This window comes from Pseudomonas putida, from assembly GCF_030159595.1.
In the GTDB taxonomy this organism is placed as follows: Bacteria; Pseudomonadota; Gammaproteobacteria; order Pseudomonadales; family Pseudomonadaceae; genus Aquipseudomonas; species Aquipseudomonas putida_AC.
In genome coordinates, this window is sequence record NZ_BSKJ01000007.1 from 141,069 (window position 1) to 162,569 (window position 21,501).

At 63.6% G+C, this 21,501-nt stretch carries 19 protein-coding genes and 1 pseudogene; 9 read left to right on the forward strand and 11 right to left on the reverse strand.

The features are described from left to right. Positions 1-53: 53 nt before the first annotated feature. The gene (gene tam, locus QQL85_RS17120; protein WP_284354696.1) at positions 54-836 is read left to right on the forward strand and encodes a trans-aconitate 2-methyltransferase; all 783 of its coding nucleotides are present in this window, start codon (positions 54-56) and stop codon (positions 834-836) included. On the opposite strand, the gene QQL85_RS17125 is transcribed toward tam, so the two are convergent. Both QQL85_RS17125 and QQL85_RS17130 read right to left on the reverse strand, forming a co-directional pair. After that, positions 826-1,197, reverse strand: coding sequence for a DUF2784 domain-containing protein (locus tag QQL85_RS17125; RefSeq protein WP_284354695.1), 372 nt, complete (start codon positions 1,195-1,197; stop codon positions 826-828). The genes tam and QQL85_RS17125 overlap by 11 nt on opposite strands. A gap of 57 nt (positions 1,198-1,254) precedes the next feature. After that, a complete protein-coding gene (locus QQL85_RS17130; protein ID WP_284354694.1) occupies positions 1,255-2,124 on the reverse strand; it encodes a LysR family transcriptional regulator in 870 nt (289 codons plus the stop codon). A gap of 243 nt (positions 2,125-2,367) precedes the next feature. Here QQL85_RS17130 and QQL85_RS17135 point away from each other — a divergent pair, with 243 nt between their 5' ends. The 5 genes from QQL85_RS17135 (at position 2,368) to QQL85_RS17155 (ending at position 8,492) form a co-directional block, all read left to right on the forward strand. Then, on the forward strand, positions 2,368-3,684 hold the full coding sequence (locus QQL85_RS17135; protein WP_284354693.1) for an MFS transporter: 1,317 nt from the start codon (positions 2,368-2,370) through the stop codon (positions 3,682-3,684). Between the two features lie 15 nt (positions 3,685-3,699). Beyond that, a complete protein-coding gene (locus tag QQL85_RS17140; protein ID WP_284354692.1) occupies positions 3,700-5,091 on the forward strand; it encodes an FAD-dependent oxidoreductase in 1,392 nt (463 codons plus the stop codon). Positions 5,092-5,188: 97 nt separating this feature from the next. Further along, complete coding sequence (locus QQL85_RS17145) at positions 5,189-5,899, forward strand: YebC/PmpR family DNA-binding transcriptional regulator (RefSeq protein ID WP_284354691.1); 711 nt, start codon at positions 5,189-5,191, stop codon at positions 5,897-5,899. A gap of 154 nt (positions 5,900-6,053) precedes the next feature. Continuing rightward, positions 6,054-6,998, forward strand: a complete 945-nt coding sequence (locus QQL85_RS17150; protein ID WP_284354690.1) for a LysR family transcriptional regulator — start codon at positions 6,054-6,056, stop codon at positions 6,996-6,998. An 81-nt stretch (positions 6,999-7,079) separates the two neighbouring features. Next, entirely contained in the window at positions 7,080-8,492 is a 1,413-nt protein-coding gene (locus QQL85_RS17155; protein WP_284354689.1) for a DOPA decarboxylase, read from the forward strand. A gap of 80 nt (positions 8,493-8,572) precedes the next feature. On the opposite strand, the gene QQL85_RS17160 is transcribed toward QQL85_RS17155, so the two are convergent. The 5 genes and pseudogenes from QQL85_RS17160 to QQL85_RS17180 form a co-directional block, all read right to left on the reverse strand. Continuing rightward, the gene (locus QQL85_RS17160) at positions 8,573-11,149 is read right to left on the reverse strand and encodes a TonB-dependent receptor (RefSeq protein WP_284354688.1); all 2,577 of its coding nucleotides are present in this window, start codon (positions 11,147-11,149) and stop codon (positions 8,573-8,575) included. Between the two features lie 199 nt (positions 11,150-11,348). Next, positions 11,349-12,902 carry an ABC transporter substrate-binding protein gene (locus QQL85_RS17165; RefSeq protein ID WP_284354687.1) on the reverse strand — a complete coding sequence of 518 codons (1,554 nt, stop codon included), beginning with the start codon at positions 12,900-12,902 and terminating at the stop codon, positions 11,349-11,351. Positions 12,903-12,906: 4 nt separating this feature from the next. After that, the gene (locus tag QQL85_RS17170; protein WP_284354686.1) at positions 12,907-14,106 is read right to left on the reverse strand and encodes an LLM class flavin-dependent oxidoreductase; all 1,200 of its coding nucleotides are present in this window, start codon (positions 14,104-14,106) and stop codon (positions 12,907-12,909) included. A gap of 12 nt (positions 14,107-14,118) precedes the next feature. Then, entirely contained in the window at positions 14,119-15,342 is a 1,224-nt protein-coding gene (locus tag QQL85_RS17175) for a lipase family protein (protein WP_284354685.1), read from the reverse strand. 47 nt (positions 15,343-15,389) lie between these two features. Further along, positions 15,390-15,521: pseudogene (locus tag QQL85_RS17180) on the reverse strand (nitrate ABC transporter substrate-binding protein); the annotation flags it as partial. A gap of 124 nt (positions 15,522-15,645) precedes the next feature. Here QQL85_RS17180 and QQL85_RS17185 point away from each other — a divergent pair. Together QQL85_RS17185 and QQL85_RS17190 are read left to right on the forward strand one after the other, a co-directional pair. Next, entirely contained in the window at positions 15,646-15,789 is a 144-nt protein-coding gene (locus QQL85_RS17185; protein WP_284354684.1) for a hypothetical protein, read from the forward strand. A gap of 49 nt (positions 15,790-15,838) precedes the next feature. Then, positions 15,839-16,894 (forward strand): sigma-54 interaction domain-containing protein, encoded by a 1,056-nt coding sequence (locus QQL85_RS17190; protein WP_284354683.1) that lies wholly within the window; start codon positions 15,839-15,841, stop codon positions 16,892-16,894. A 7-nt stretch (positions 16,895-16,901) separates the two neighbouring features. Here the strand turns inward: QQL85_RS17190 and QQL85_RS17195 are convergent, their stop codons facing one another. From QQL85_RS17195 to QQL85_RS17210, 4 genes are all read right to left on the reverse strand, one after another. Continuing rightward, positions 16,902-17,345: a hypothetical protein gene (locus QQL85_RS17195; RefSeq protein ID WP_284354682.1), complete on the reverse strand. Its 444-nt coding sequence runs from the start codon at positions 17,343-17,345 to the stop codon at positions 16,902-16,904. Positions 17,346-17,504: 159 nt separating this feature from the next. Then, positions 17,505-18,113, reverse strand: a complete 609-nt coding sequence (gene ttdB / locus QQL85_RS17200; protein WP_019097988.1) for a L(+)-tartrate dehydratase subunit beta — start codon at positions 18,111-18,113, stop codon at positions 17,505-17,507. Beyond that, positions 18,110-19,009 carry a L(+)-tartrate dehydratase subunit alpha gene (gene ttdA, locus QQL85_RS17205; protein WP_284354681.1) on the reverse strand — a complete coding sequence of 300 codons (900 nt, stop codon included), beginning with the start codon at positions 19,007-19,009 and terminating at the stop codon, positions 18,110-18,112. Before ttdA ends, ttdB begins: the two co-directional genes overlap by 4 nt. Positions 19,010-19,063: 54 nt before the next feature. Next, on the reverse strand, positions 19,064-20,395 hold the full coding sequence (locus QQL85_RS17210) for a dicarboxylate/amino acid:cation symporter (protein ID WP_284354680.1): 1,332 nt from the start codon (positions 20,393-20,395) through the stop codon (positions 19,064-19,066). Between the two features lie 194 nt (positions 20,396-20,589). On the opposite strand from QQL85_RS17210, the gene QQL85_RS17215 reads away from it, so the two are divergent. Further along, positions 20,590-21,501 (forward strand): LysR substrate-binding domain-containing protein, encoded by a 912-nt coding sequence (locus tag QQL85_RS17215; protein WP_284354679.1) that lies wholly within the window; start codon positions 20,590-20,592, stop codon positions 21,499-21,501.

The window sequence follows — 21,501 nt, forward strand, 5'->3', positions numbered from 1 at the left end:
ACCGGCGACAGATGGAATATGCTGAGAGCATTGCCCGTCCCAAGGAGCCTCACATGGCCTGGTCCGCCACCCAGTATTCCCTGTTCGAAGATGAACGCACCCGCGCTGTGCGCGACCTGCTCGCTGCCATCCCGACCCCGCCGCGCCCGGTGCGCCACGCCACCGATCTGGGCTGCGGCCCAGGCAACTCCACCGAAGTGCTGCTGCAACGTTACCCCGATGCTCAGGTAACGGCGCTGGACAGCGACCCGGACATGATCGACAAGGCCCGCGAGCGCAAACGGCTGTGCATCCCCCGGGTACGCACGGCCATCGCTGACATCGCCAGCTGGTCCGCCCCGGAGCCACAGGACTTGATCCTGGCCAATGCCTCGCTGCAATGGGTCCCCGACCACGCGTCGCTGTACCCGCATCTGGTGCGCCAGTTGAGCGAAGGCGCCAGCCTGGCCGTGCAAACCCCGGACAATCTCGACGAACCGGCCCACCGGCAATTGCGCGAAATTGCCAGCCAAGGCCCCTGGGCGGCGAAGTTCGTCGACTTCCAGTTGCCACCCCGGCACAGCGCGGCGTTCTACTACGACCTGCTCAGCCCGTTGTGCGCGCGGGTGGACGTGTGGCGCACCACCTATCACCACCCTTTGCCGGGTGGCGCCGAAGCCGTAGTGGAATGGTTCAAGGGTTCGGCGTTACGACCTTACCTGGCCAGGCTAGATGAGCAGGAGCAGGCCGACTTCTTGCAGATGTACCTGCAAGCCATGCAGCGCGACTACCCACCGGCCACCGATGGCAAGGTGCTGTTGCCGTTCCCGCGGTTGTTCGTGATCGCTACCCGCTAGGCCGACGCCAGCGCCAGGCCACATAGCTGTAGACGCCGAGGTTGAGCAGCAGCACAACGCTGCCTAGCTGCAGTTGAATGTGCGGGGTCAGCCCGGCGGGGTAGATCAGCGGCCAGATGTAGTGCTCGACGAAACCACCCTGATAGCCCGCATCGCCGGCCGCACGGCGCATGTGGTTTTCCCAGGCGGTGAGCGGGCAGCCCAGGTGCAGGCATTCCACCGCCAGGCCCCAGGCCAGGGCCGGCAACTGGATGAGCAGGGCGGGGCGCCACTTGAGCACCAGCAGCCCGCCGAATAGCACCAGCAGGATGAAGGCCAGGTGCAGCAACACCAGGGTGTCGGCGGCCAGGCGGTAGAGCATGGAGAGTGTGCCCGTGGGTTGGCGTTATCCCAGCATAGTTGGGTCGCCTGTGCTGGCCTACATCCCTTCCTCGACCATCTGCAAAAAGGTCGCCACCACCCGCCGCGTACGCTGCTCGCTCAGGCAAACCAGTGTCTCGGTCAAATGCCGCTGGCAATCCACAATCGGCAACGCACACACCCGCGCATCGGCACCAAACTCCGCCGCTGACACCACCCCCACGCCGATCCCCACAACCACCGCTTCCCGCGCCGCCTCGCGTCCCTCCACCTGGATCGCCGGGCGAATCCGCAGCCCGGCCCGTTGCATCTCTTCTTCCAGCGTCTGGCGCGTTACCGAGCCGGGCTCGCGCAGCACCAGCGGGGTGTCGTCCAGGTCGGCCAGGCTGATCGAGCCTCGGCTGGCCCAGGGGTGGTGGTGGGAAACGAACGCCACCATCGGGTCGCGGCGCAGCGGTAGGCAATGCAACCGCTCATCGTCCACATCCCGGCCCAGCAGCGCCAGGTCGGCCTGGTAGCTGAACAGCCTGGCCAGCGACTCATCGGTGTTGCCGGTCTCGATCTTTACCTGGATGCCCGGGTAGCGCTGGCAGAAGCGGGCGATCTGCGGCAACACATGCACCGGTGCGTCCACCGCCAGGACCAGGCTACCAGTTTGCAGTGCGCGTGAATCCTGCAGCAGGTCATGGGCCTCGGCCTCGCAGGCGAACAGGCGCTGGCTAATGCCCAGCAGGCGCTCGCCAAGGTCGGTGAGCTGCACCGAACGCTTGTTGCGGTGGAACAGTAATACCCCAAAGCGCTCTTCCAGCTTGCGCACCTGGTCCGACACCGCAGGCTGGGTAAGAAACAGCTTTTCCGCCGCGCGGGTAAAGCTGCCGTGCACGGCCACCGCGTGGAAGGCCTTGAGTTGTGCGTGAGAAACCGACATGACCACCTCAGTAACAAGCTGAGCTTATGTGTGAAATACGATAAATCGATTTTATTTATCTTAGCGCAACTGTTTCCATGCATGTCAGCCCGACGCTGGCACCACGAATGCCGCCAGGGCCATGGTGCCCACACGGTGCCATCTGACCCGATGACAGCCTTGTCATCGCTGTGCGTAACACAAGAACAAGACAGGCGTTTCTTCACATTCTGCCGGCACACTTGAGCAAGAGGTCAGACGTACATGAATCAATCACTAGCCGCGTTCAAACGTTGGCGCATCCAGATTTTCGCCATCACCTGGCTGGCCTATGCCGCCTTCTACTTCACCCGCAAAGCCTTCTCGGTGGCCAAGTTGGGCATCGCCGAAGACCCCAACTTCATGCTCGACAAGGCCGCCATGGCCAACCTCGACGCCATCTATCTGGCCGCTTATGCCGTGGGCCAGTTCACCTGGGGCATGCTCGCCGACCGCTTCGGCCCGCGTGTGGTGGTGTTGGGCGGGTTGCTGATTTCCGCTGTGGCGGCGGTGGTGATGGGCAGCTACGCCACCTTCCCGATCTTCGCCACCTGCATGCTGGTGCAGGGCTTGGCGCAGTCCACTGGCTGGGCCGGCTTGTGCAAGAACATCGGCAGCTTCTTCCCGGCCTCGCAGCGCGGGCGGGTGCTGGGGTTGTGGAGTTCCTGCTATGCCTTCGGCGGCCTGGTGGCTTCGCCGTTCGCGGGGTGGTGGGCCTATACCCTGGTTGGCACTTGGCACGCAGCGTTCTTCTCCAGTGCCGCGGTAGTGGCGTTGGTCGCGGTGCTGTTTTTCTTCCTGCAGCGCAACACGCCTGAAGACGTCGGCCTGCCGGCGGTGGAGCCCGAGCCGCAGAGCATGGCCCCTGCCGGCAACCTGTGCAGCGTGTGGGCGCCGCTGAAGGAGATTCTGCGCAACCGCACTGTGATGACCCTGGGCCTGGCGTACTTCCTGTTGAAGCCCGCGCGCTACGCCATCCTGCTATGGGGGCCTGTGATCGTGTTCGAGCAGATGCCTTCGGTGGGCAAGGTCGGCGCAGCGATCATTCCGACCGCCTTCGAACTGGCCGGGCTGCTCGGCCCGATCATCATCGGCCTGGCCTCCGACAAGCTGTTCGGCGCCCGGCGTATGCCGGCCTGTGTCATCAGCCTGGTGCTGTTGACCATGACCCTGGCAGCGTTCATGGCGGCCATGCACACCGGCAGCGTGATGCTGGTGGTGGCCTTGCTGTTTGTCATGGGCCTGACCCTGTACGGGCCGGATTCGATGATCAGCGGCGCTGCAGCCATCGACTTCGGCACCGCCAAGGCCGGCGCCACTGCGGCGGGGTTCGTCAACGGCTGTGGTTCGGTGGGCGCGGTGCTGGGTGGGCTGCTGCCGGGGTATTTCGATGGCGTCACGGTGTTCATCGTGTTCGCCGGCTGCGCGCTGTTCTCGGCGCTGGTGCTGCTGCCGCACTGGAACAGCCGCCCGGCCAGCACCCCACAAAGCGCCGATGTGGCACCGAATACCAGCATGGCAATCAAGCCACTGCGTACCTGAAAGGAAAGCGAGCAAATGAGACCCTTCTGGCTGCAACAGGCCCTGGATTCGGCGCAGGAGGCGGTGTGCCCACCGCTGCAAGGCGATACCCGTTGCGATGTGTGCATCGTCGGCGGCGGCTACACCGGCCTGTGGACGGCGCTGATGCTCAAGGAGGCGGTGCCGGCGCTGGACATCGTGCTGATCGAGGCGGATGTCTGCGGCGCTGGCGCCAGTGGCCGCAACGGGGGTTGTGCATTGTCCTGGTCGGCCAAGTACTTCACCCTCGAACGCCTGTTCGGAGTGGCCGAGGCGGTGCGCCTGGTGCGCGAGTCGGAGCGCAGCATCGGTGATATCGGCACCTTCTGTGCGGCCAACGGCATCGACTGTGACTACCGCCTGGACGGCACGTTGTACACCGCCACCAATGCGGCCCAGGTCGGCGCCACCGACGCAGTGATCGCGGCGTTGGAGCAGAAGGGTATCAATTCGTTCCGCCGCCTGCCGCTGGAGCAGGTGCAGCGCCTGGCAGGTTCGGCGCGGCATCTGGAAGGCTGGTTCTCTCCGGCCGCCGCCACCGTGCAGCCGGGCAAGCTGGTGCGCGGCTTGCGCCGGGTGGCCTTGCAGCGCGGCGTGCGCATCCATGAAGGCACAGCCATGACCGGCCTGGAGCATGGCGCCCCGGTGCAGGTGCGTACGGCCAACGGCACAGTGCGCGCCGACCGCGTGGTGTTGGGCCTGAATGCCTGGATGGCGCGGGCCTTCCCGCAGTTCGAGCGCAGCGTGGCGATCGTTTCCAGCGACATGGTGATTACCGAGCCGTGCCCCGAGCTGCTGCGCGAGATCGGCCTGGACAGCGGCGTCAGTGTGCTCGACTCACGCATTTTCGTGCACTACTACCACAACACCTCCGACGGCCGGCTGATGCTTGGCAAAGGCGGCAATACCTTTGCCTATGGCGGGCGCATGTTGCCGGTGTTCGACCAGCCATCGCCGTACCGGCCATTGTTGCGCGAAAGCCTGGGCGGGTTTTTCCCGGCCTTGGCCGAGGTACCGCTGGCGGCCAGCTGGAACGGCCCGTCGGACCGCTCGGTGACCGGCTTGCCGTTCTTTGGCCGGCTGGACGGGCAGGGCAACGTGTTCTACGGCTTTGGCTACTCTGGCAGTGGCGTGGGGCCGTGCCACATGGGCGGGCAGATTCTGTCGTCGCTGGCACTGGGGCTGGATAACCCGTGGACCCGCTCGCCGCTGGTCAAGGGGCCGCTGGGGCTGTTCCCTCCCGAGCCTATCCGCTACCTGGGTTCGCTGATGGTGCGCAATGCCATCCGCCGCAAGGAACGCGCCGAAGACCAAGGCGTGCGGCCGCGCCGGCTGGATGTGCGTCTGGCGCGGTTTGCAGCGGCAGCGGGCAAGGCCGATAAAGGCTGATGAGATTTCTTGTCGATCCCATGCTTGAGGGCGTATAAAATGCACCCACTTTTGGCCGGTCGCTTCCTGAACCGGCCGCTGAAACAAGAGAGTCGACATGGGCGCACAGTGGAAAGCCAAACATAGAGAAACAGCGGCCAATGCCAAAGGCAAGGTCATGGGCAAGCTGTCCAAGGAAATCCAGATCGCTGCCAAGTCGGGCGCCGATCCTGACATGAACCCGCGCCTGCGCCTGGCCATCGTGCAAGCCAAAAAGGCCTCGATGACCCGCGAGACCCTTGAGCGGGCGATTCGCAAGGGGGCTGGCCTGGACGGCGATACCGTGCAGTACCACGCCGTCAGCTACGAAGGCTTCGCCCCGCACCAGGTGCCGCTGATCGTCGAGTGCCTGACCGATAACGTCAACCGCACTGTCGCACAAATCCGCGTACTGTTCCGCAAGGGCCAGCTAGGTGCCAGCGGTTCGGTGGCCTGGGACTTCAACCACGTCGGCCTGATCGAAGCCACCCCGGAAGGCGATGCCGACCCGGAAATGGCGGCCATCGAAGCCGGTGCCCAGGACTTCGAGGAAGGTGAAGAAGAGGGCTCGACCCTGTTCATCACCGATACCACCGACCTGGACGCGGTGCAGAAGGCCCTGCCAGAGCACGGCTTCACCGTGACCTCGGCTAAGATCGGCTACACCCCGAAAAACCCGGTAAGTGCTGCCGGCCTGAGCGCTGAAGCGTTGGCTGAGGTTGAAGCGTTCCTCGAAGCGATCGACGAGAACGATGATGTGCAGAACGTGTACGTCGGGCTGACTGACTGATCTGCTTTTCCGGGGCCGCTTTGCGGCCCATCGCGACACAAGGCCGCTTCTACAGGGACCGCACCTGCCCAGGGCCTGTGCGGTCCCTGTAGGAGCGGCCTTGTGCCGCGAAACGAGGCAAAGCCCTCGCCTGCGGTCTGGAGCCGAACCCTTGATGAATCCCACCTTCGCCTCCCTCAGCCTTGCCCACCTGCGCACCCTCGACCACCTGTTGCAGCTGAAAAACCTCAGCCACGCCGCCGAGCGCCTGGGTGTCAGCCAGTCGGCCCTGAGCCGCCAGCTGGCTCACCTGCGTGAAGCGTTCGACGACCCGCTGCTGGTCCGTCAAGGCCGTGGCTATGTACTCAGCGAACACGCCGAAGCACTGGTCGAGCCCCTGCGCCAGGTCCTCGAAGAACTGAGTGCCTTGCGCCAGCCCGCTGTATTCGATCCGGCGCGCTGCGAGCGGCGCTTCTGCCTGGCTGCCTCGGACTATGTGGCCGAGCACATGCTGCCGTTACTGGTGGCAGCGCTGGAGCATGAAGCACCGGGGGTATCGCTGGAATACCGTACCTGGCAGGCCGGCCAGTATGCCTTGCTGGCCAGCGGCGAGATCGACCTGGCCACTACGCTGTTCGACGAGTCGCCACCCAACCTGCACGGGCGGTTGCTGGGCGAGGACCGGGCCGTGTGCCTGATGCGTCAGGACCACCCGCTGGCCGCCCATGGCGCACTCAGCCAGGCCGATTACCTGGCGCATAAGCATGTGCGTATTTCCGGCGGTGGCGACAAGGACAGCTTCATCGACCGCCACCTGCGCGCCCAAGGCCTGCAGCGACGGGTTAGCCTGGAAGTGCCGTTCTTCTCCGCCACTGTGCAGGTGATCGCCAACAGCCAGGCCGTCGCAACCGTGCCCGAGCATATAGCCCGGCAACTGTGCCGCCTGAACGACCTGGCCTGGCGGCCGCTGGGGTTTATCGATCACAGCCAGCGCTACTGGGTGGTGTGGCACCAGCGCCTGCAGGCCTCGGCCGAACACCGCTGGCTGCGCAACCGGGTGTTCGAACTGTGGCGCCAGTCGCAGTTCGGGGTGCAGGGTGGGCATGCGGGTTTGCCATAGCAGGTATGCGCGAAGCGGGGTTATTCGCTGCGGCACAGGTGCCTAGACTGGGGGCAGTGGAACAATCACAGGAGCCCCCACGTGACCCCCGAGCAATTCCGTCAGTACGGCCACCAACTGATCGACCTGATCGCCGACTACCGGCAAACCGTCGGCGAACGCCCGGTCATGGCTCAAGTCGAGCCCGGCTACCTCAAGGCCGCCTTGCCCGCAACCGCGCCACAGCAAGGCGAACCCTTCGAGGCCATCCTCGACGATGTCAACCAGCTGGTCATGCCTGGCCTGTCCCATTGGCAGCACCCGGACTTCTACGGCTACTTCCCCTCTAACGGCACCCTGTCATCGGTGCTCGGCGATTTTCTCAGCACCGGCCTGGGCGTGCTGGGCCTGTCGTGGCAGTCCAGCCCGGCACTGAGCGAGCTGGAAGAAACCACCCTCGACTGGCTACGCCAGTTGCTCGGCCTGTCGGGCCAATGGAGCGGGGTGATCCAGGACACCGCGTCGACCAGCACCCTGGTAGCGCTGATCAGCGCCCGTGAGCGCGCGACCGACTACGCCTTGGTACGCGGCGGCCTGCAGGCCGAAGCCAAGCCTTTGATCGTGTATGTCAGTGCGCATGCCCACAGCTCGGTAGACAAGGCCGCGCTGCTGGCAGGTTTTGGCCGCGACAATATCCGCCTCATCCCCACTGACGAACGTTATGCTCTACGCCCAGAGGCGTTGCGGGCGGCGATTGAGCAGGACCTGGCTGCTGGCAACCAACCCTGCGCGGTCGTGGCCACCACGGGCACCACGACCACCACCGCCCTCGACCCGCTGCGCCCGATCGGCGAGATCGCCCAGGCCTACGGCCTGTGGCTGCATGTGGACTCGGCCATGGCCGGTTCGGCGATGATCCTGCCTGAGTGCCGCTGGATGTGGGATGGCATCGAGCTGGCCGATTCGGTGGTGGTCAACGCCCACAAGTGGCTGGGTGTGGCCTTCGATTGCTCGATCTACTATGTGCGCGACCCGCAGCACCTGATCCGGGTGATGAGCACCAACCCCAGCTACCTGCAGTCAGCGGTGGATGGCGAGGTGAAGAATCTGCGTGACTGGGGCATTCCGCTGGGCCGTCGGTTCCGTGCCTTGAAGCTATGGTTCATGTTGCGCAGCGAGGGAGTCGAGGCATTGCAGGCACGGTTGCGGCGCGACCTGGACAATGCTCAGTGGCTGGCGGGGCAGGTTGGGGCTGCTGCTGAGTGGGAGGTGTTGGCGCCGGTGCAGTTGCAGACCCTGTGCATTCGCCATCGGCCGGCGGGGCTGGCAGGGGAGGGGCTGGATGTGTACACCAAAGGGTGGGCCGAGCGGCTGAATGCATCTGGCGAGGCGTATGTGACGCCGGCGACGTTGGATGGGCGGTGGATGGTGCGGATTTCGATTGGTGCGCTGCCGACCGAGCGGGGGGATGTCGAGCGGCTCTGGCTGCACCTGCAGGAAGCGGTTAAAGGCTGAGATTGCTGGGGCCGCGTTGCGGCCCATTCGCGGCACAAGGCCGCTCCCACAAAAAGCCAGAGCGGGTCTGGAGGCAAGGATCAGAACTGGTAATCCACCTGCGCCAGCAGCGTGCGCCCCGGCATCGGCTGCAGGAAGGTGTTGGTGGAACCGGCCAGCCCACTGACGAAGTTCAGTTCATCGGTCACATTGAGCATGCGCACCGTCACCCCCCACTGCGGCTGACGGTAATACACCGCCAGGTCAAGGTTGTATTCGTCCGGCACCTTCACCGTCTTGCTCAGGTTCAGGTACCAGCTGCTGGTCCACCAACCCGACAGTTCCACGCCAAACCCTGAATCGAAGCGGTAGTCGACATAGCCGCCGGCGTTGTATTCAGGAATTTGCACTGCATCGAACTTGCCGGACGGCCGCTGGTTGAGGCTGTTGTTGTCGCCGAACACCGTACCGTTGTCGGGAATGAAACCGGCCGATGCGAATCCGGCCTGGCTGGTGAACTCGTTGTAGGCGCTGATGCGGCTGAGGTTGAGGCCGCTGCGCAGATGCTGGTCCTGGTAGCGCAGCGTTGCCTCCCAGCCTTTGACGATCAACCGGGCGATGTTGTTGTTGCTGTCCGGCGACTGGTCGCGGGCCTGCTTGTAGGCAGCCAGGGTAAGGAACAGCTGGTCGGGCACTGCCTCCACTTTCAAACCCACCTCATGCAACACGCTCAGGCTTTCGAAGGCCAGCGGATTGAGCTGGTTGGCCCCACTGCCGCTGCCCCAGCCCAGGCCATTGGTGAAAAAGCCGGTGTTCACCGCCAGCGAGCGGTCGAAGGTGTAGTAAAGCGTGCTGTTTTCCGTAGGTTTGACATAGGGGCTGACCTGCACCGAGAACAGCCTGTAGTTGTCCGAATCCTTGCGCGGGTTGCCGCCGGGCAACACGAAGGGGTTTTCGATACGGGCGTCTATCCAGCTGCGGCTCGCGCCCACGTTCAGGCCCACGCGCTCGCCCAGGCGCAGGTTGTGCTGGCTGAACAGGGTCTTGGTGGTCCAGGTGCTGTCGGCGGTGTACGGCGCCACTGACTCGGCATACAGGCCATGCCCGGCCGGGTACATGGCGGGCAGGTTGAGCCAGCCGTAGTAGCCGGAAAGCTGAGGCACGCCGGGTTGGCCGATCCAGGCAGCATTGCCACCGGCGGGGTTGCGGCCACTCAGGCCGAGGAGGTCGCCGGGGTTCTTCAAGGTCGGGTCGAGGGTCAGGTCATAGGCGTTGATGGTGCTGCCGAAGCTGTTGTTGGCGGCGATCGACTCGTTACGTTCGCGGCGGTAGATCAGCCCGGTGTTAGTGTCGTCGACCAGGGTCAGGTCGCCCAGCTGCAATTGGCCACGGGCGCGGAACTCGAAGCGGTTGTCGAAGATATCGTCCTTGCCCTGCACCTGAAACGCACCCACTGCGTCCGTTGTGTCGGTGGAGTGCTGGTAAAAGGTGCTGTTGGCCAGGGTGATCGACGGGGTCAGGTCACCTTCGACGCGCAGTTGCGTGGTAAAGCGCCGTGAGCGGTTTTCGTCCTGTGCACGCTGGCCGGTTTGTGACGACAACGAGGTCAGGCCGTTACCCGCAAGTGACGGGTCGTAGACCCAGCCGCGCAGGCTGCCGGGGTTGGCCTGGGTATTGGGCGAGGCGCCCTGAAAGCTGCCGTCCACCACTGAGTACTGGCCCTGGGCATTGCGCTGGCGTTGCACCCAGCCGAGCACCTGGGCGTCGGCTGCGCCCGAGGACAGCACCGGTGACCACAGGGTGTTGCCGTTCTGGATGATCGGCGTGGCACGGCCGGCATAGTACTTGCCGTGGTCGACCAGGTCCTGGGTGGCGCGGTTCCAGCCGTGGGTGATGTTGTAGTCGTAGTAGTCGTCGTAGGCGGCGTTCCAGTCCACCCGCACGTTGTCGTTGCGCCAGGCCAACGCACCGTAGAACGCGTCGAAGTTGTTCTCGACGTTGTCGTAGAAGTCTTCCTGGCGCTGGCGGGTGATGCTCACCCGGTAAGCCAGGTTGTCCGTAAGCGGGCCGGTGTTGTCGATGCTGAACGTGGTGGCATCGCGCGATTCGCCATCGGGGATCCAGCTGCCGATTTCGCCGCTGAGTTTGGTGCGGAAACGGTTGAAATCGGGTTTCTTGCTCAGGTAGTTGACGTAGCCGCCACTGCCGCTGACCGAGCCGTAGGTCACCGACGACGGCCCGGCGACGATATCGGCGCCTTCGTAGGCGTTGAAGTTGGCGGGGTGGCGAACCCCGTAGGCGCGCTGGCCGTCCTGAAACACCTCGGTGTTCTGCCCGCGCATCTGCGGGGCGATCCCGGCGTTCTGGCCACCGCCTCGGGTGATGCCGGGGGCGTATTTGACCAGATCGTCGGAACTGCGGATGGGGTCGTTGGCCAGTTGTTCGGCGTTGATCTGGGTGACCGAGCGCGGGGTGTCGAGCACCTTGGCTTCCAGGCCGCCATAAATCGAGGCGGGCGGGCGAGTGGGCAGGGCGTCGTCGTCGGTCTGCTCGGCCTGCACGGTGACGGTTTGCAGCTGGGTGTCTTCGGCGTGGGCCAATGACGTGCTGGTGGCCAGGATCGCCAGCGCCAGGGCGCTGGGCTGGAATTTTGGGTGCAGCAAGGTAACGCGGGGCATTGGCTGGGCCTCGTTCGACAGTAGGAATAGGGGAAAAACGAGGGCGCAGCCGCGCCTGCGGTTATGGGGTTCTGATGCGTTTACACGGTCTCTGTGGGAGCGGGCTTGCCCGCGAAGAATCCACCGCGCTGCATGGCCAGGGCTTTGCCCTGGTTCGCGGGCAAGCCCGCTCCCACAGAAGACTGTGCTGGATCAGCGATCAGCTCTTGAGCCACAGGCTCTCGAACCGCCAGGTACTGAACAGCGATTGCTCCGCCTGCGCGCCGCCCACGCGGGTGCTGACACTGTCGAGCAGGTCGGCAAAGCCCCAGATCAGCATGCCGCCGCGCGCGTACTGAATGCGTTGCGCCCGGTGCACCAGCGCTTTGCGTTGCTCCAGGTCCGGTTGAGCCATGGCGGCCAGGAAGGCCTCGCTGAACTCGCGGTCGTGGAAGTGGGTCTTGTTGGCCACCGCGAACGGCGCGTCGGTGTGGATGGCGCTGGCCAGGTACGGCGCACCGATGCTGCCACCTGTACTCAAGGTCCAGTCGTCGCGCTGTGGGCCCTGGAAGGTGGCCAGGTCAACCTGGCGCACATTGATCGTCACGCCGATGCGCCGGGCCTGTTCGGCCAGCACCAGTGCCGAAGCCAGTCCCGGCCCAGCCGTGGTCACCAGTTCCACCTGCAACTGCTCATGGCCGGCTTCACGCAACAACTGTGCTGCGCGCTGTGGATCATAGGGGCGTGGGCCAATGCTGTGGTCGAAGGTGGGGTCGAACGGTGCATACAGGTCATTGGCCACCCGGCCCTGGCCATTCAGCGCGCGGCGCACCAACTCGTCACGGTCGGCCAGCAGGCGGAATGCCTCGCGCACGCGCGGGTCATCGAACGGGGCTTTGGCCGTGTTCATGTCGAACGACAGCCAGTTGCCGCTCACCGACTTCAGCAGGCGCAGCCGTGGGTCGGCCTGCAGCACCTGCAGGTGCTCGGTGGACATGACGTTGGCCATGTCGATCTGCCCGGCGCGCAGTGCCGCCAGGCGGCCGGTCTGGTCCTTGAAGTCGATGATCTCCAGTTCATCGGCGTAGGGCTTGCCGGGTTTGTAGTAGTTGTCGAAGCGGGTAAACAGCGAGCGCTGGCCTGGGGTGAAGCTTTTCAGTTTGTAAGGCCCGGCGCCGACCGGGTTGGTGACCGGGTGGTAGTCCACCGGCACGATGCCGCCGAAATTGACCCAGGTTTCCGGCAGCGGCAGGTAGCTGCGCCCCTCGCGAAACGCCAGGCGCACGGTACGGTCATCCAGCCTGACCAGGTTGTCGCGGTCTACCCAGTGCAGCAGCGCCGCGTAGGGCGAGGCCAACTGCGGGTCGGTGAGGCGGCGGATGGAGAAGATCAGGTCGTCGGCGTCGATGGTCTTGCCATGGTGGAACTCCAGCCCGGGCTTCAGGCGCAGGGTCCAGCTGCTGGCATCGGCATTGGGCTCGGCGAACTCGGCCAGGGCCAGGCGCGGCTGCATCTGCTCGTCCCACTCCCACAGCTTGCTGTACAGCGCAAAGCCACGCACGATGCCGCTGCCGATGGGCTTGTGGGCGTCGAGGTTGCCGCTTTGGTTGCCGTCGATGATGCCTAAACGCAGGCGCCCGCCATGGCGCGGCTGGTCGGCCACGGCATGGTTTGGGCTCTCGGCAGGGCCGCAGCCGGCCAGCAAACCGCCGGCCAGCACGCCCGCGTGGCCAAGGAAGCTGCGCCGGCTCAGTGGGTAACCGTCCCTGGCCATGGCGTCAGGCTCCGTTGCTGGCGTGCAACTGCACGGGTTCGCTTGCCGGGCGGGCAAGGGCTGCGCGCTGCGCACGGAAGTGCGGCAGGATGTGCTCGCCGAGGCGGTAGGCCTCTTCCAGGTGCGGGTAGCCGGCGAGGAAGAACAGGTCGATGCCGATGCCGTGGTACTCGCGGATGCGCGCTACCACGTTGGCGTAGCTGCCCACCAGCGCGCAGCCCGGCGGGATACCGATGTAGCCGAAGCCGGTCCACACGTTGGGGTGGATGAAGAAGTCGTCGAAGGCCTGTTGCTCGTCCTTTTCGTTGTAGTCGTGTTCGTAGCTCAACTTGCGTGCTGTGCGCAGGCCGGTGTGTGCGGCGCGGGCCTTGACCGTGCCTTTGGCCACGCCTTCGTCGAAGAAGCGTTTAGCCTCGGCCCGCGCTGCCTCTTCAGTGTCGCGGGCGATCACGTCGATGGACAGGCCAAAACGGATATCGGTGCGCCCCCACTTCAACGCGCGGGCGCGGATGTCGGCGATCAGCGCAGCGATCTCGTCCGGGTGCTCGGCGCGCATCAGGAAGAAGTCGGCGTGCTTGGCGGCAAACTCCCGCGCTGCCAACGACGAGCCGGCCGTGCAGATCAGCGGCAGTTCGGCCTTTTTCAGTGGGCCGCGAAGGCCGCCGCCTTCGGCACGGTAATAGGTGCCTTCGTAGTGGAACTGCTCGTTGTGCCAATAGCCGCGCACCACGTCCATGAATTCGGTGGCGCGGGCGTAGCGTTCGTCATGGCCTTCGAAGTCGCCGACCTGGCGCTGGATGGCATCCGAGCCGCCGTTGATGATGTTCCACACCAGGCGGTTACCGGTGGCGCGCTGGTAGGTCGCGGCCTGCTGCACGGCCACCCACGGGGTGTAATGGTAGGGCTGGAACGCGGTAACGAATTTCAATGTGCGCGTTTCCCGAGCCAGCAGCGAGCACACTGTCCACGGTTCTTCGCCGGTCGGCGCGTTGACCATCAGCGCGCCGCCGAAGCCGTTGATTTCCGCCGCGCGGGCGATCTGGCCGAGGTAGTCGATATAGGTGAAGTGATCACCTACGGCAAACCCCGACACTGCACCGGAACTGGGCCCGCCTGCATGCCAGTCGCCGCGGTTGCGCGGGTCGCCGGGCAAGAACTGGGTTTCGCCGTGCAAGGGCAGGCGGGTGAAAAATTCGATGCTCATGGGGCGGCCTCCTTACTGGACGCTTGGGCTGCAATTGGGGGTGACTGGCTGGCCGCTGATGACCTGGCGGGCGAAGGGGATCGAGTCCTTCAGCGAGGCATTCACCGTTTCGCTGTGGCCCAGGCCCTTGTACAAGTGGCCCTGCACCACAGAGCCGGCCTTGCAGGCGTCCTGCATCAGCGCTACCTGGGTAGCGGCGGCGGGGGTCTTGTCCTCGGCACCGGTGCCGATGAAGATCGGCTGGGCCAGTTTCAGGGTCGGGTACGACACCTGTGCCAGCCATGGTTTGAGCTTGTCGCCCTTATAGTCTTTCTTGGCATTGGCCGGGGTCAGGCCGGTGCCGACCACATCACTGACCAGCGATGACAGGCAGCTGGTACGTGCCTGCTCGAACAGCGGCAGGGCCTTGTCGGTATAGAAGTCGCGCGGGTCGATGCTCGGGTCATACTGTTGCGCAGCCAGCAGGGTGTAGAAGCCGTAAGCCAATGCCGGGTCGACTTTGTCCTGGTCCTGCTCGCCAACGTTTTTCGAGCCCACGGTATAGATCACGCCAGTGCCGATACTGCCCTTGACCCCTAGCTTGGGCGCATAAGTGGCCGCGTAGGCACCAGCGGCAAACGCACCGGCACCGCCCTGGGACTGGCCGATGATCAGCACCTTGTCGGCCAGCCCCGGTACGCCGGCCACCACAGCCTTGGCCGCGTCGAGAATGCCGTAGGCGGCCATGCGGTTGTTCAGCAACGGGTGGCCGCCCGGGACGCCCAGGCCTTGGTAGTCGGTGGCAACGATGGCGTAGCCCTCTTCGAGCCAACGGTTGAGGTATTGCACGTCGCGGTAGCTGCGCCCGGCCCAGGATGGCGCGCAGATGTCGGCCACGCCGACCGTGCCATGGCCCCAGCTGGCAACCGGCCAACCGCCTGCCGGTGCCTTGCCTTTGGGGATGAACAGCGCGCCGGAAACCACAACCGGGGTCTTGCCGTCGATACCGTCCAGCGAGGTGTAGAGGATGCGTTGCGCACTGGCCGCACTGGGCAAGCTCAGGGCTTGTTCCAGCGGTTCGCTGCGCAGCAGTTTGCCGGGCGTGGCGGGGATGATCTTGGTCCAGGTGTAGAAGGCCGACACGCGCCCATCGCCCTGTTGCGGGTCGGGCTTGGGTGCGTAGGTTTCGGCGGCCACGGCACTCACGGACAGGGCCAGGGCGCTGAGGGCGAAGATGAGGGAAGCAGGCAGTTTCATGAGTCAGGGTCTCAAGGTTGATGGCTGAGTTGAGCGTTTGAGGAGGGCCAGTCGTTGGCGGCTTGCTTGGTCGCCCAGAGGATGCGCACCCCGCGTTCGTCTTTTAGGGCGCTGGCTTCGTTGAGCAGCACGGCGGCATCCACTTTGCCGGTGGACATGGCAGCGGCGCCAAGGTGAGGGCATGACGCGAGGGATTGTTCATGTGCAGCTCCAGGCAAAGGTTCCTCAGGCCTGGAGCGAAATGCATGCCAGCCAGTTGAAAATGGCCTGCAGGGCTCGATTGGCGGGGCTTTCGGGGAGGGATTGCCTGTCGGTGAAGGGCTTGGCCTGCTGATCGGCGGGCAGGAGAGTGCTGGCGGGTTGCTGCTGCAGCAGCAGTCGGCTGCTGAAAAATCGAATATTCCTTTTTCGAATATTCAAATACTAATTAATAATTTTTTGATCTAATTTGTTTCATGCACTATGGGCCTGCGCGTCAACTGCCAGGAATGCCCCCATGTCGCTGATCACCCACCCCAATGCCCGCGAGCTGACCAAGTCGGTACGTGCCACCGTGCTCGTGTTCAAGGACCCGCGCTCCCAGGAACTGCTCAGCCGTATCGAGCGCCTGGCGCCCAGTGAGGCCAATACCCTGATCATCGGCGAAACCGGCACCGGCAAGGAGCTGGTCGCCCGCCATATCCATCACCTCAGCCGCCGTGGGCGTGAGCCATTCGTGGCGGTGAACTGCGGTGCTTTTGCCGAAACCCTGGTGGAGAGCGAACTGTTCGGCCATGAGAAGGGCGCGTTCACCGGCGCCACCAGCAACAAGGCCGGCTGGTTCGAGGCGGCCAATGGCGGCACGTTGTTTCTCGACGAAATCGGTGACCTGCCATTGAACATGCAGGTGAAGTTGCTGCGGGTGCTGCAGGAGCGTGAAGTGGTGCGCCTGGGCTCACGCACGCCAATCCCGATCAACGTGCGGCTGGTGGCGGCAACCAACGTCAACCTGGCCGATGCGGTGGTGGCGGGGCATTTTCGCGAGGACCTGTTCTACCGCCTGCACGTCGCGACAATCCGGCTGCCGCCGCTGCGCGAGCGGCCGGGGGACATCCTGCCGTTGGCGGAGTTTTTCATCGAAGAGCATTGCCGACGGTTGGGTTACGAGCGCGCCTCGCTAAGTCCGGATGCCGAACGAAAACTGCTGGCGCATAGCTGGCCGGGCAACATTCGCGAGCTGGAGAACGCCATTCACCATGCGTTGCTGGTGTGCCGCTATCAGGTGGTGGCGCCGGCGGACCTGCACTTGGTGGACATGAGGCCGACGAGCCCGGCTGCAATCCAAAGCCATGCTCCGGTGGCACTTGCGCCGCCACCGGACCTGGAGAGTGCGTTGCTGGCATTGTTCGAGCAGAATGTCCCTAACCTGTACGAACACATAGAGGAGACGGTGTTTCGTGCCGCGTATCGGTACTGCCATGGGAACCAGCTGCAGACCGGCAGGCTGTTGAACATCAGCCGCAACATTGTCAGGGCGCGCCTGGAAAAGATCGGGGAGCTGACAAAAGCGTGAAAGCTGTTCAGTCTGTAGGTATCGACTTGGAAAGATGAACGTAGCAATCTATCTGGTGGTCCGCCTTCACATCAGCTTGAGGGGAGGGCCCCGCTTGCTTGGCAATCACTTCCAGGCCCAGACCCTCACTGATGAAGTCACCAACCGAATAGGTATTGAGCAGATAGCTGTACTCGGTGCGGTTGAGTGAAGCTGGCTTATGGGTTGTCCTGAATTTAATGGAGGAACGCACAGTCCAGTCGTCTGGGGCCGTCCTGTAATTCAGGGTGATGGTCGAGGCTGAAGGGATGTCGCTCATCGCAATTTTGCTGTAGCTGGCAACAACCGTTTTACTTGCCGTCTCGCCACTTCCCTCTGCTGGTAAATTAAGACCCTCGCTTGGTCCGGTACCGTTGTTTTCTTTCCAGAACATGATGACACCGCTCTGTTTTGGGGTGTTGTCGTTTCCCATGATACGCACCTCGCGTTAAAGATTATGTGCCCTTAGGACCTGTCACCGCCTGTCTCGGCGTAGAGTCGTTGTATGGGCTTGAATCTAAAGCAGCGCAGGCGCTTGCGCACCTAGCAGAATTGACAGGTCGGGCCACCTTGCAGCCCGACCATCGCCCGCTTACTTGATAAAGCGCACCTGACTGTTGATCTTCTCGATCACTGCCCCTTTGCGTTCGTTGAAGCGGGCCTTGTTCTGCTCGAACAGGTTGTTGCCCTTGGTATCGATCGAGATGATCAGCGGCCCAAACTCACGCACGCGGTTCACCCAAAGCGTTTCAGGCATGCCCAGATCCTGCCATTCGGCACGTTCGATCTCTTCCACCTGTGTGGCCGCCAGCACCGCGCATCCTCCCGGGAACACCGCATGCACCGCCTTGTTCTCCAGGCAGCCGGTGGTGGTCTCCGGGCCCATACCGCCCTTGCCGACAATCAGCTTGACGCCGGTCTGCTCGATGAACTGCTTCTCGAACTTTTCCATGCGCATGCTGGTGGTCGGGCCAATGGACACCATCTCGAAGCTGCCATCGTCTTTCTTCCTGACAATGGGACCGGCGTGGAAAATGGCGCCGCCACGCAAGTCAACCGGAAGCTCGCGACCCAGCTCGATGAGACGCCGGTGTGCCACGTCACGGCAGGTCACCAGTTGGCCGGTGAGGTAGACCACATCGCCCACGTTGAGGCTGGCCAGGTCTTCGTCGCTGATCGGGGTGCTGAGGATCTTTTTCACAGTACTACCCCTTCGTGGGAGAGGATGTCGTAGGTCAGGTCGGCGTTGATGCGGATCTTGCCGCGTCGGTGGGCCCAGCAACCGGTGGACACAGCCACGCCGATGGTGGAGGGGTGACGGGCCGAGGACTCGATGTTCACGCCCATCACGCTGCTGTTACCGGTCAGGCCTTGGGGGCCGATGCCGATTTCGTTCAGGCCGTCTTCCAGCAGCTTTTCCATCATGGCCGCGCTTTCGTTGGGGTGGCTGGAATCCACTTCACGCAGAATGGCTTTCTTCGACAGGCGTGCTGCTGTTTCTACCGAGGTTGAAACCCCAACCCCCACCAGCAACGGCGGGCAGGCATTGACCCCGCGTGAGGTGATCACATCGAAGACGAACTCGGTCACCCCTTCATAGCCTTGACCCGGCATCAGCACCTTGGCCGAACCTGGCAAGGTGCAGCCGCCACCTGCCATGTACACATCGACGATGCAGTGATCGGCATCGGGGATGATTTCCCAGTCCAGCCACGGGATTTTCGAGCCGGTATTGGTGCCGGTGTTTTTCTCGATGAACGTTTCCACTGCGTTGTGGCGCAGCGGCCCCTGGATGGTGGCTTCCTTGGTGGCGTTCTCAAGGATGCCTTCCATCTCACCCAGCAGCGGGAAGCGTGCGCCGGCCGAGACGAAGTACTGGATCACGCCGGTGTCCTGGCAGCTGGGACGGTTGAGTTTGTCGGCGTATTCCTGGTTGTCGGCCATCGAGTCGTACACGGCGATGGCCAGCGGGTTGGTTTCGGCAGCACGTAACTTGGCGGTCTTTTCCTTGACGTCTTTGGGCAGGCGCTTGCCGATATAGGCGGTGAACTTGGCCATCACGTCGGTAAGCGATGACACGGCGGTTTCTTTGTCCATGATTATTTCCTCACTGCATCACAAGGCGGGTTCGTTCTTGCTGTTATCGAAAGGTCAGGGTGTGGGTGTGTCGGCCTCCATGCGTGCAAGGGCAGGGTGCGGCGTAGCGGCTTGCGGTTCGGCCGGCAGCTGGCCGTCCAGGGCCTGCGCCATGCGCTGCTTGTCCAGCGCGCCCACCCAGTGGGCGATGGCCACCGTGCCGACGGCGTTGCCGATGGTGTTGGTGATGGCGCGGGCCTCGGACATGAAGCGGTCCACGCCCAACAGCAGCACCATGCCGGCCACGGGGATGTTGTCCATGGTCGCCAGTGTGGCGGCCAGGGTGATGAAGCCCGAACCGGTCACACCTGCCGAGCCTTTGGAGGTGAGCAGCAGCACGCCCAGCACGATCAGTTGGTCCATCAAGGTCAATGGTGTGTTGGTGGCCTGGGCGATGAAGATGGCGGCCATGGTGTAGTAGATGCACTGGCCGTCCGGGTTGAAGGTAAGGCCCGAGGGGATCACCAGGCCGACCACCGGTTTGGACACGCCGACCTTTTCCAGCTTGTTCATCAGTTGCGGCACCACCGACTCGGACGAGCTGGTGCCCAGTACCGTGAACAGCTCTTCCTTCAGGTACTTGAGGAACTTCCACAGGTTGAAACCGCACAGCCGGGCAATGGCGCCCAGCACGATCACCACGAACAGGAAGCAGGTCAGGTACATGGTCGCCATCAGCTTGCCCAGCGAGACGATCGAGCCCAGGCCGTACTTGCCGACGGTGAAGGCCATGGCGCCGCAGGCGGCCAGCGGGGCCACACGCATGATCATGCCGACGATGAAGAACATGCCGTGGGAAAAGGCTTCCAGCACATCCACCATCGGTTTGCCGCGCGGGCCGAGGTGGGAAAGGGCGATGCCGAACAGGGTACTGAACAGCAGGATCGGCAGGATCTCGTTCTTGGCGAAGGCGTCGGTCACGCTGCCCGGGATCACATGCAGCATGAAGTCGATGAAGCCGCCACTGTTGCCGGCCGCCGCAGCGGTGTAAGTGGAGATGCTCTTGGCGTCGAGGGTGGCAGGGTCGACGTTCATGCCTTGGCCGGGCTGCACGATGTTGACCACCACTAGCCCAAGCACCAGGGCGAAGGTGGACAGCACTTCGAAGTAGATCAGCGCACGTACACCCACGCGGCCGAGTTCCTTCATGTTTTCCATCTTGGCGATGCCCAGCACCACCGTGGCGAAGATGATCGGGGCGAAGACCATCTTGATCAGTTTGATGAAGGCGTCACCGATGGGCTTCAAGTCCGCGCCAACCTGTGGCCAGAACACCCCGATCAGCACCCCGAGGGTTACGCCGATCAATACCTGTACATAAAGCTTGCCGAACAATCGCTTGGCCATTGCCGTCTCCGAATTATTGTTGTGAGTCGGATTTATCTGGCGGCCGGGCTGATCGTGGGGTGCAGGTCACACCTGGCCTTGGCGGCCGAAGAGCCCAGCGTTTTTGTGGTTAATCACGCAGGGCAAAAGGTAATGGTTTTTCAGAAATGCTGTAATACAATGAAATTCAACTCATTGTTTCCCTAAGGTTAATTATGAATCCGGTATCGGAGCTGGCGTTCTTCACCCAACTGATCAGGGTGGGCAGCCTGGCGGGCACCGCGCGCGAACTGAACCTGACCCCGCCAGCCGTCTCCAAGCGCCTGGCGCAACTGGAGCAGCGCCTGGGTGTGCGCTTGCTCAACCGCACCACGCGCAGCATCAGCCTTACCGCCGAAGGCGAGACTTACCTGGTGAATGCCCGGCGGATATTGGGTGAAATCGAGGAAATGGAGCGGCAGGTGTCCAGCAGCCGTGCCGAGCCGAAGGGGCTGTTGCGTGTCAATGCGCCGTTGGGGTTCGGGCGTACCCATGTAGGGCCGGCAGTCTCATCATTTGCCAAACGTTTCCCGGAGGTGGAGGTGCAACTGCACCTGACCGACCGTCCCATCGCGTTGCCGAACGACGCCATCGATGTGGCCATCCGCTTTGGTGAACTGCCCGACTCACGCCTGATCGCTCGCAAGATCGCTGCCAACCGCCGCAGGTTGTGCGCTGCACCCAGCTATCTGGAAGCTCACGGCACCCCGCAAGCCCCCAAGGACCTGGCCAGCCACAACTGCATCGTGTTGCGCCAGAACGATGCCGCGTTCGGCATCTGGCGGCTCAGCCGTGGGAAGCATGGCGAGTCGGTGAAGGTGCATGGCAGTCTCAGCACCAACGATGGCGAAGTGGCGCTGAACTGGGCGCTGGATGGGCAGGGCATCCTGCTGCGGGCCGAGTGGAACCTGGCCGATCACCTGCGCAGCGGGCGCCTGGTGGAGGTGCTGGGCGATTACCAGACGCCGCCAGCGGATATCTATGCGGTGTACCTGGAGCGGCTGAACCTGTCGGCCAAGGTGTCGTGTTTTGTTGAACACTTGAGGGCGTTTTTCCGCCATGGCGACACCTTGGCAGCATGGCAGTAG

Excerpts from the sequence above, each read along its gene's own strand:
- tam (WP_284354696.1), top strand. The coding sequence starts at position 54 with ATGGCCTGGTCCGCCACCCAGTATTCCCTGTTCGAAGATGAACGCACC.
- QQL85_RS17125 (WP_284354695.1), bottom strand. The coding sequence starts at position 1,197 with ATGCTCTACCGCCTGGCCGCCGACACCCTGGTGTTGCTGCACCTGGCC.
- QQL85_RS17130 (WP_284354694.1), bottom strand. The coding sequence starts at position 2,124 with ATGTCGGTTTCTCACGCACAACTCAAGGCCTTCCACGCGGTGGCCGTG.
- QQL85_RS17135 (WP_284354693.1), top strand. The coding sequence starts at position 2,368 with ATGAATCAATCACTAGCCGCGTTCAAACGTTGGCGCATCCAGATTTTC.
- QQL85_RS17140 (WP_284354692.1), top strand. The coding sequence starts at position 3,700 with ATGAGACCCTTCTGGCTGCAACAGGCCCTGGATTCGGCGCAGGAGGCG.
- QQL85_RS17145 (WP_284354691.1), top strand. The coding sequence starts at position 5,189 with ATGGGCGCACAGTGGAAAGCCAAACATAGAGAAACAGCGGCCAATGCC.
- QQL85_RS17150 (WP_284354690.1), top strand. The coding sequence starts at position 6,054 with ATGAATCCCACCTTCGCCTCCCTCAGCCTTGCCCACCTGCGCACCCTC.
- QQL85_RS17160 (WP_284354688.1), bottom strand. The coding sequence starts at position 11,149 with ATGCCCCGCGTTACCTTGCTGCACCCAAAATTCCAGCCCAGCGCCCTG.
- QQL85_RS17165 (WP_284354687.1), bottom strand. The coding sequence starts at position 12,902 with ATGGCCAGGGACGGTTACCCACTGAGCCGGCGCAGCTTCCTTGGCCAC.
- QQL85_RS17170 (WP_284354686.1), bottom strand. The coding sequence starts at position 14,106 with ATGAGCATCGAATTTTTCACCCGCCTGCCCTTGCACGGCGAAACCCAG.
- QQL85_RS17175 (WP_284354685.1), bottom strand. The coding sequence starts at position 15,342 with ATGAAACTGCCTGCTTCCCTCATCTTCGCCCTCAGCGCCCTGGCCCTG.
- QQL85_RS17190 (WP_284354683.1), top strand. The coding sequence starts at position 15,839 with ATGTCGCTGATCACCCACCCCAATGCCCGCGAGCTGACCAAGTCGGTA.
- QQL85_RS17195 (WP_284354682.1), bottom strand. The coding sequence starts at position 17,345 with ATGGGAAACGACAACACCCCAAAACAGAGCGGTGTCATCATGTTCTGG.
- ttdA (WP_284354681.1), bottom strand. The coding sequence starts at position 19,009 with ATGGACAAAGAAACCGCCGTGTCATCGCTTACCGACGTGATGGCCAAG.
- QQL85_RS17210 (WP_284354680.1), bottom strand. The coding sequence starts at position 20,395 with ATGGCCAAGCGATTGTTCGGCAAGCTTTATGTACAGGTATTGATCGGC.
- QQL85_RS17215 (WP_284354679.1), top strand. The coding sequence starts at position 20,590 with ATGAATCCGGTATCGGAGCTGGCGTTCTTCACCCAACTGATCAGGGTG.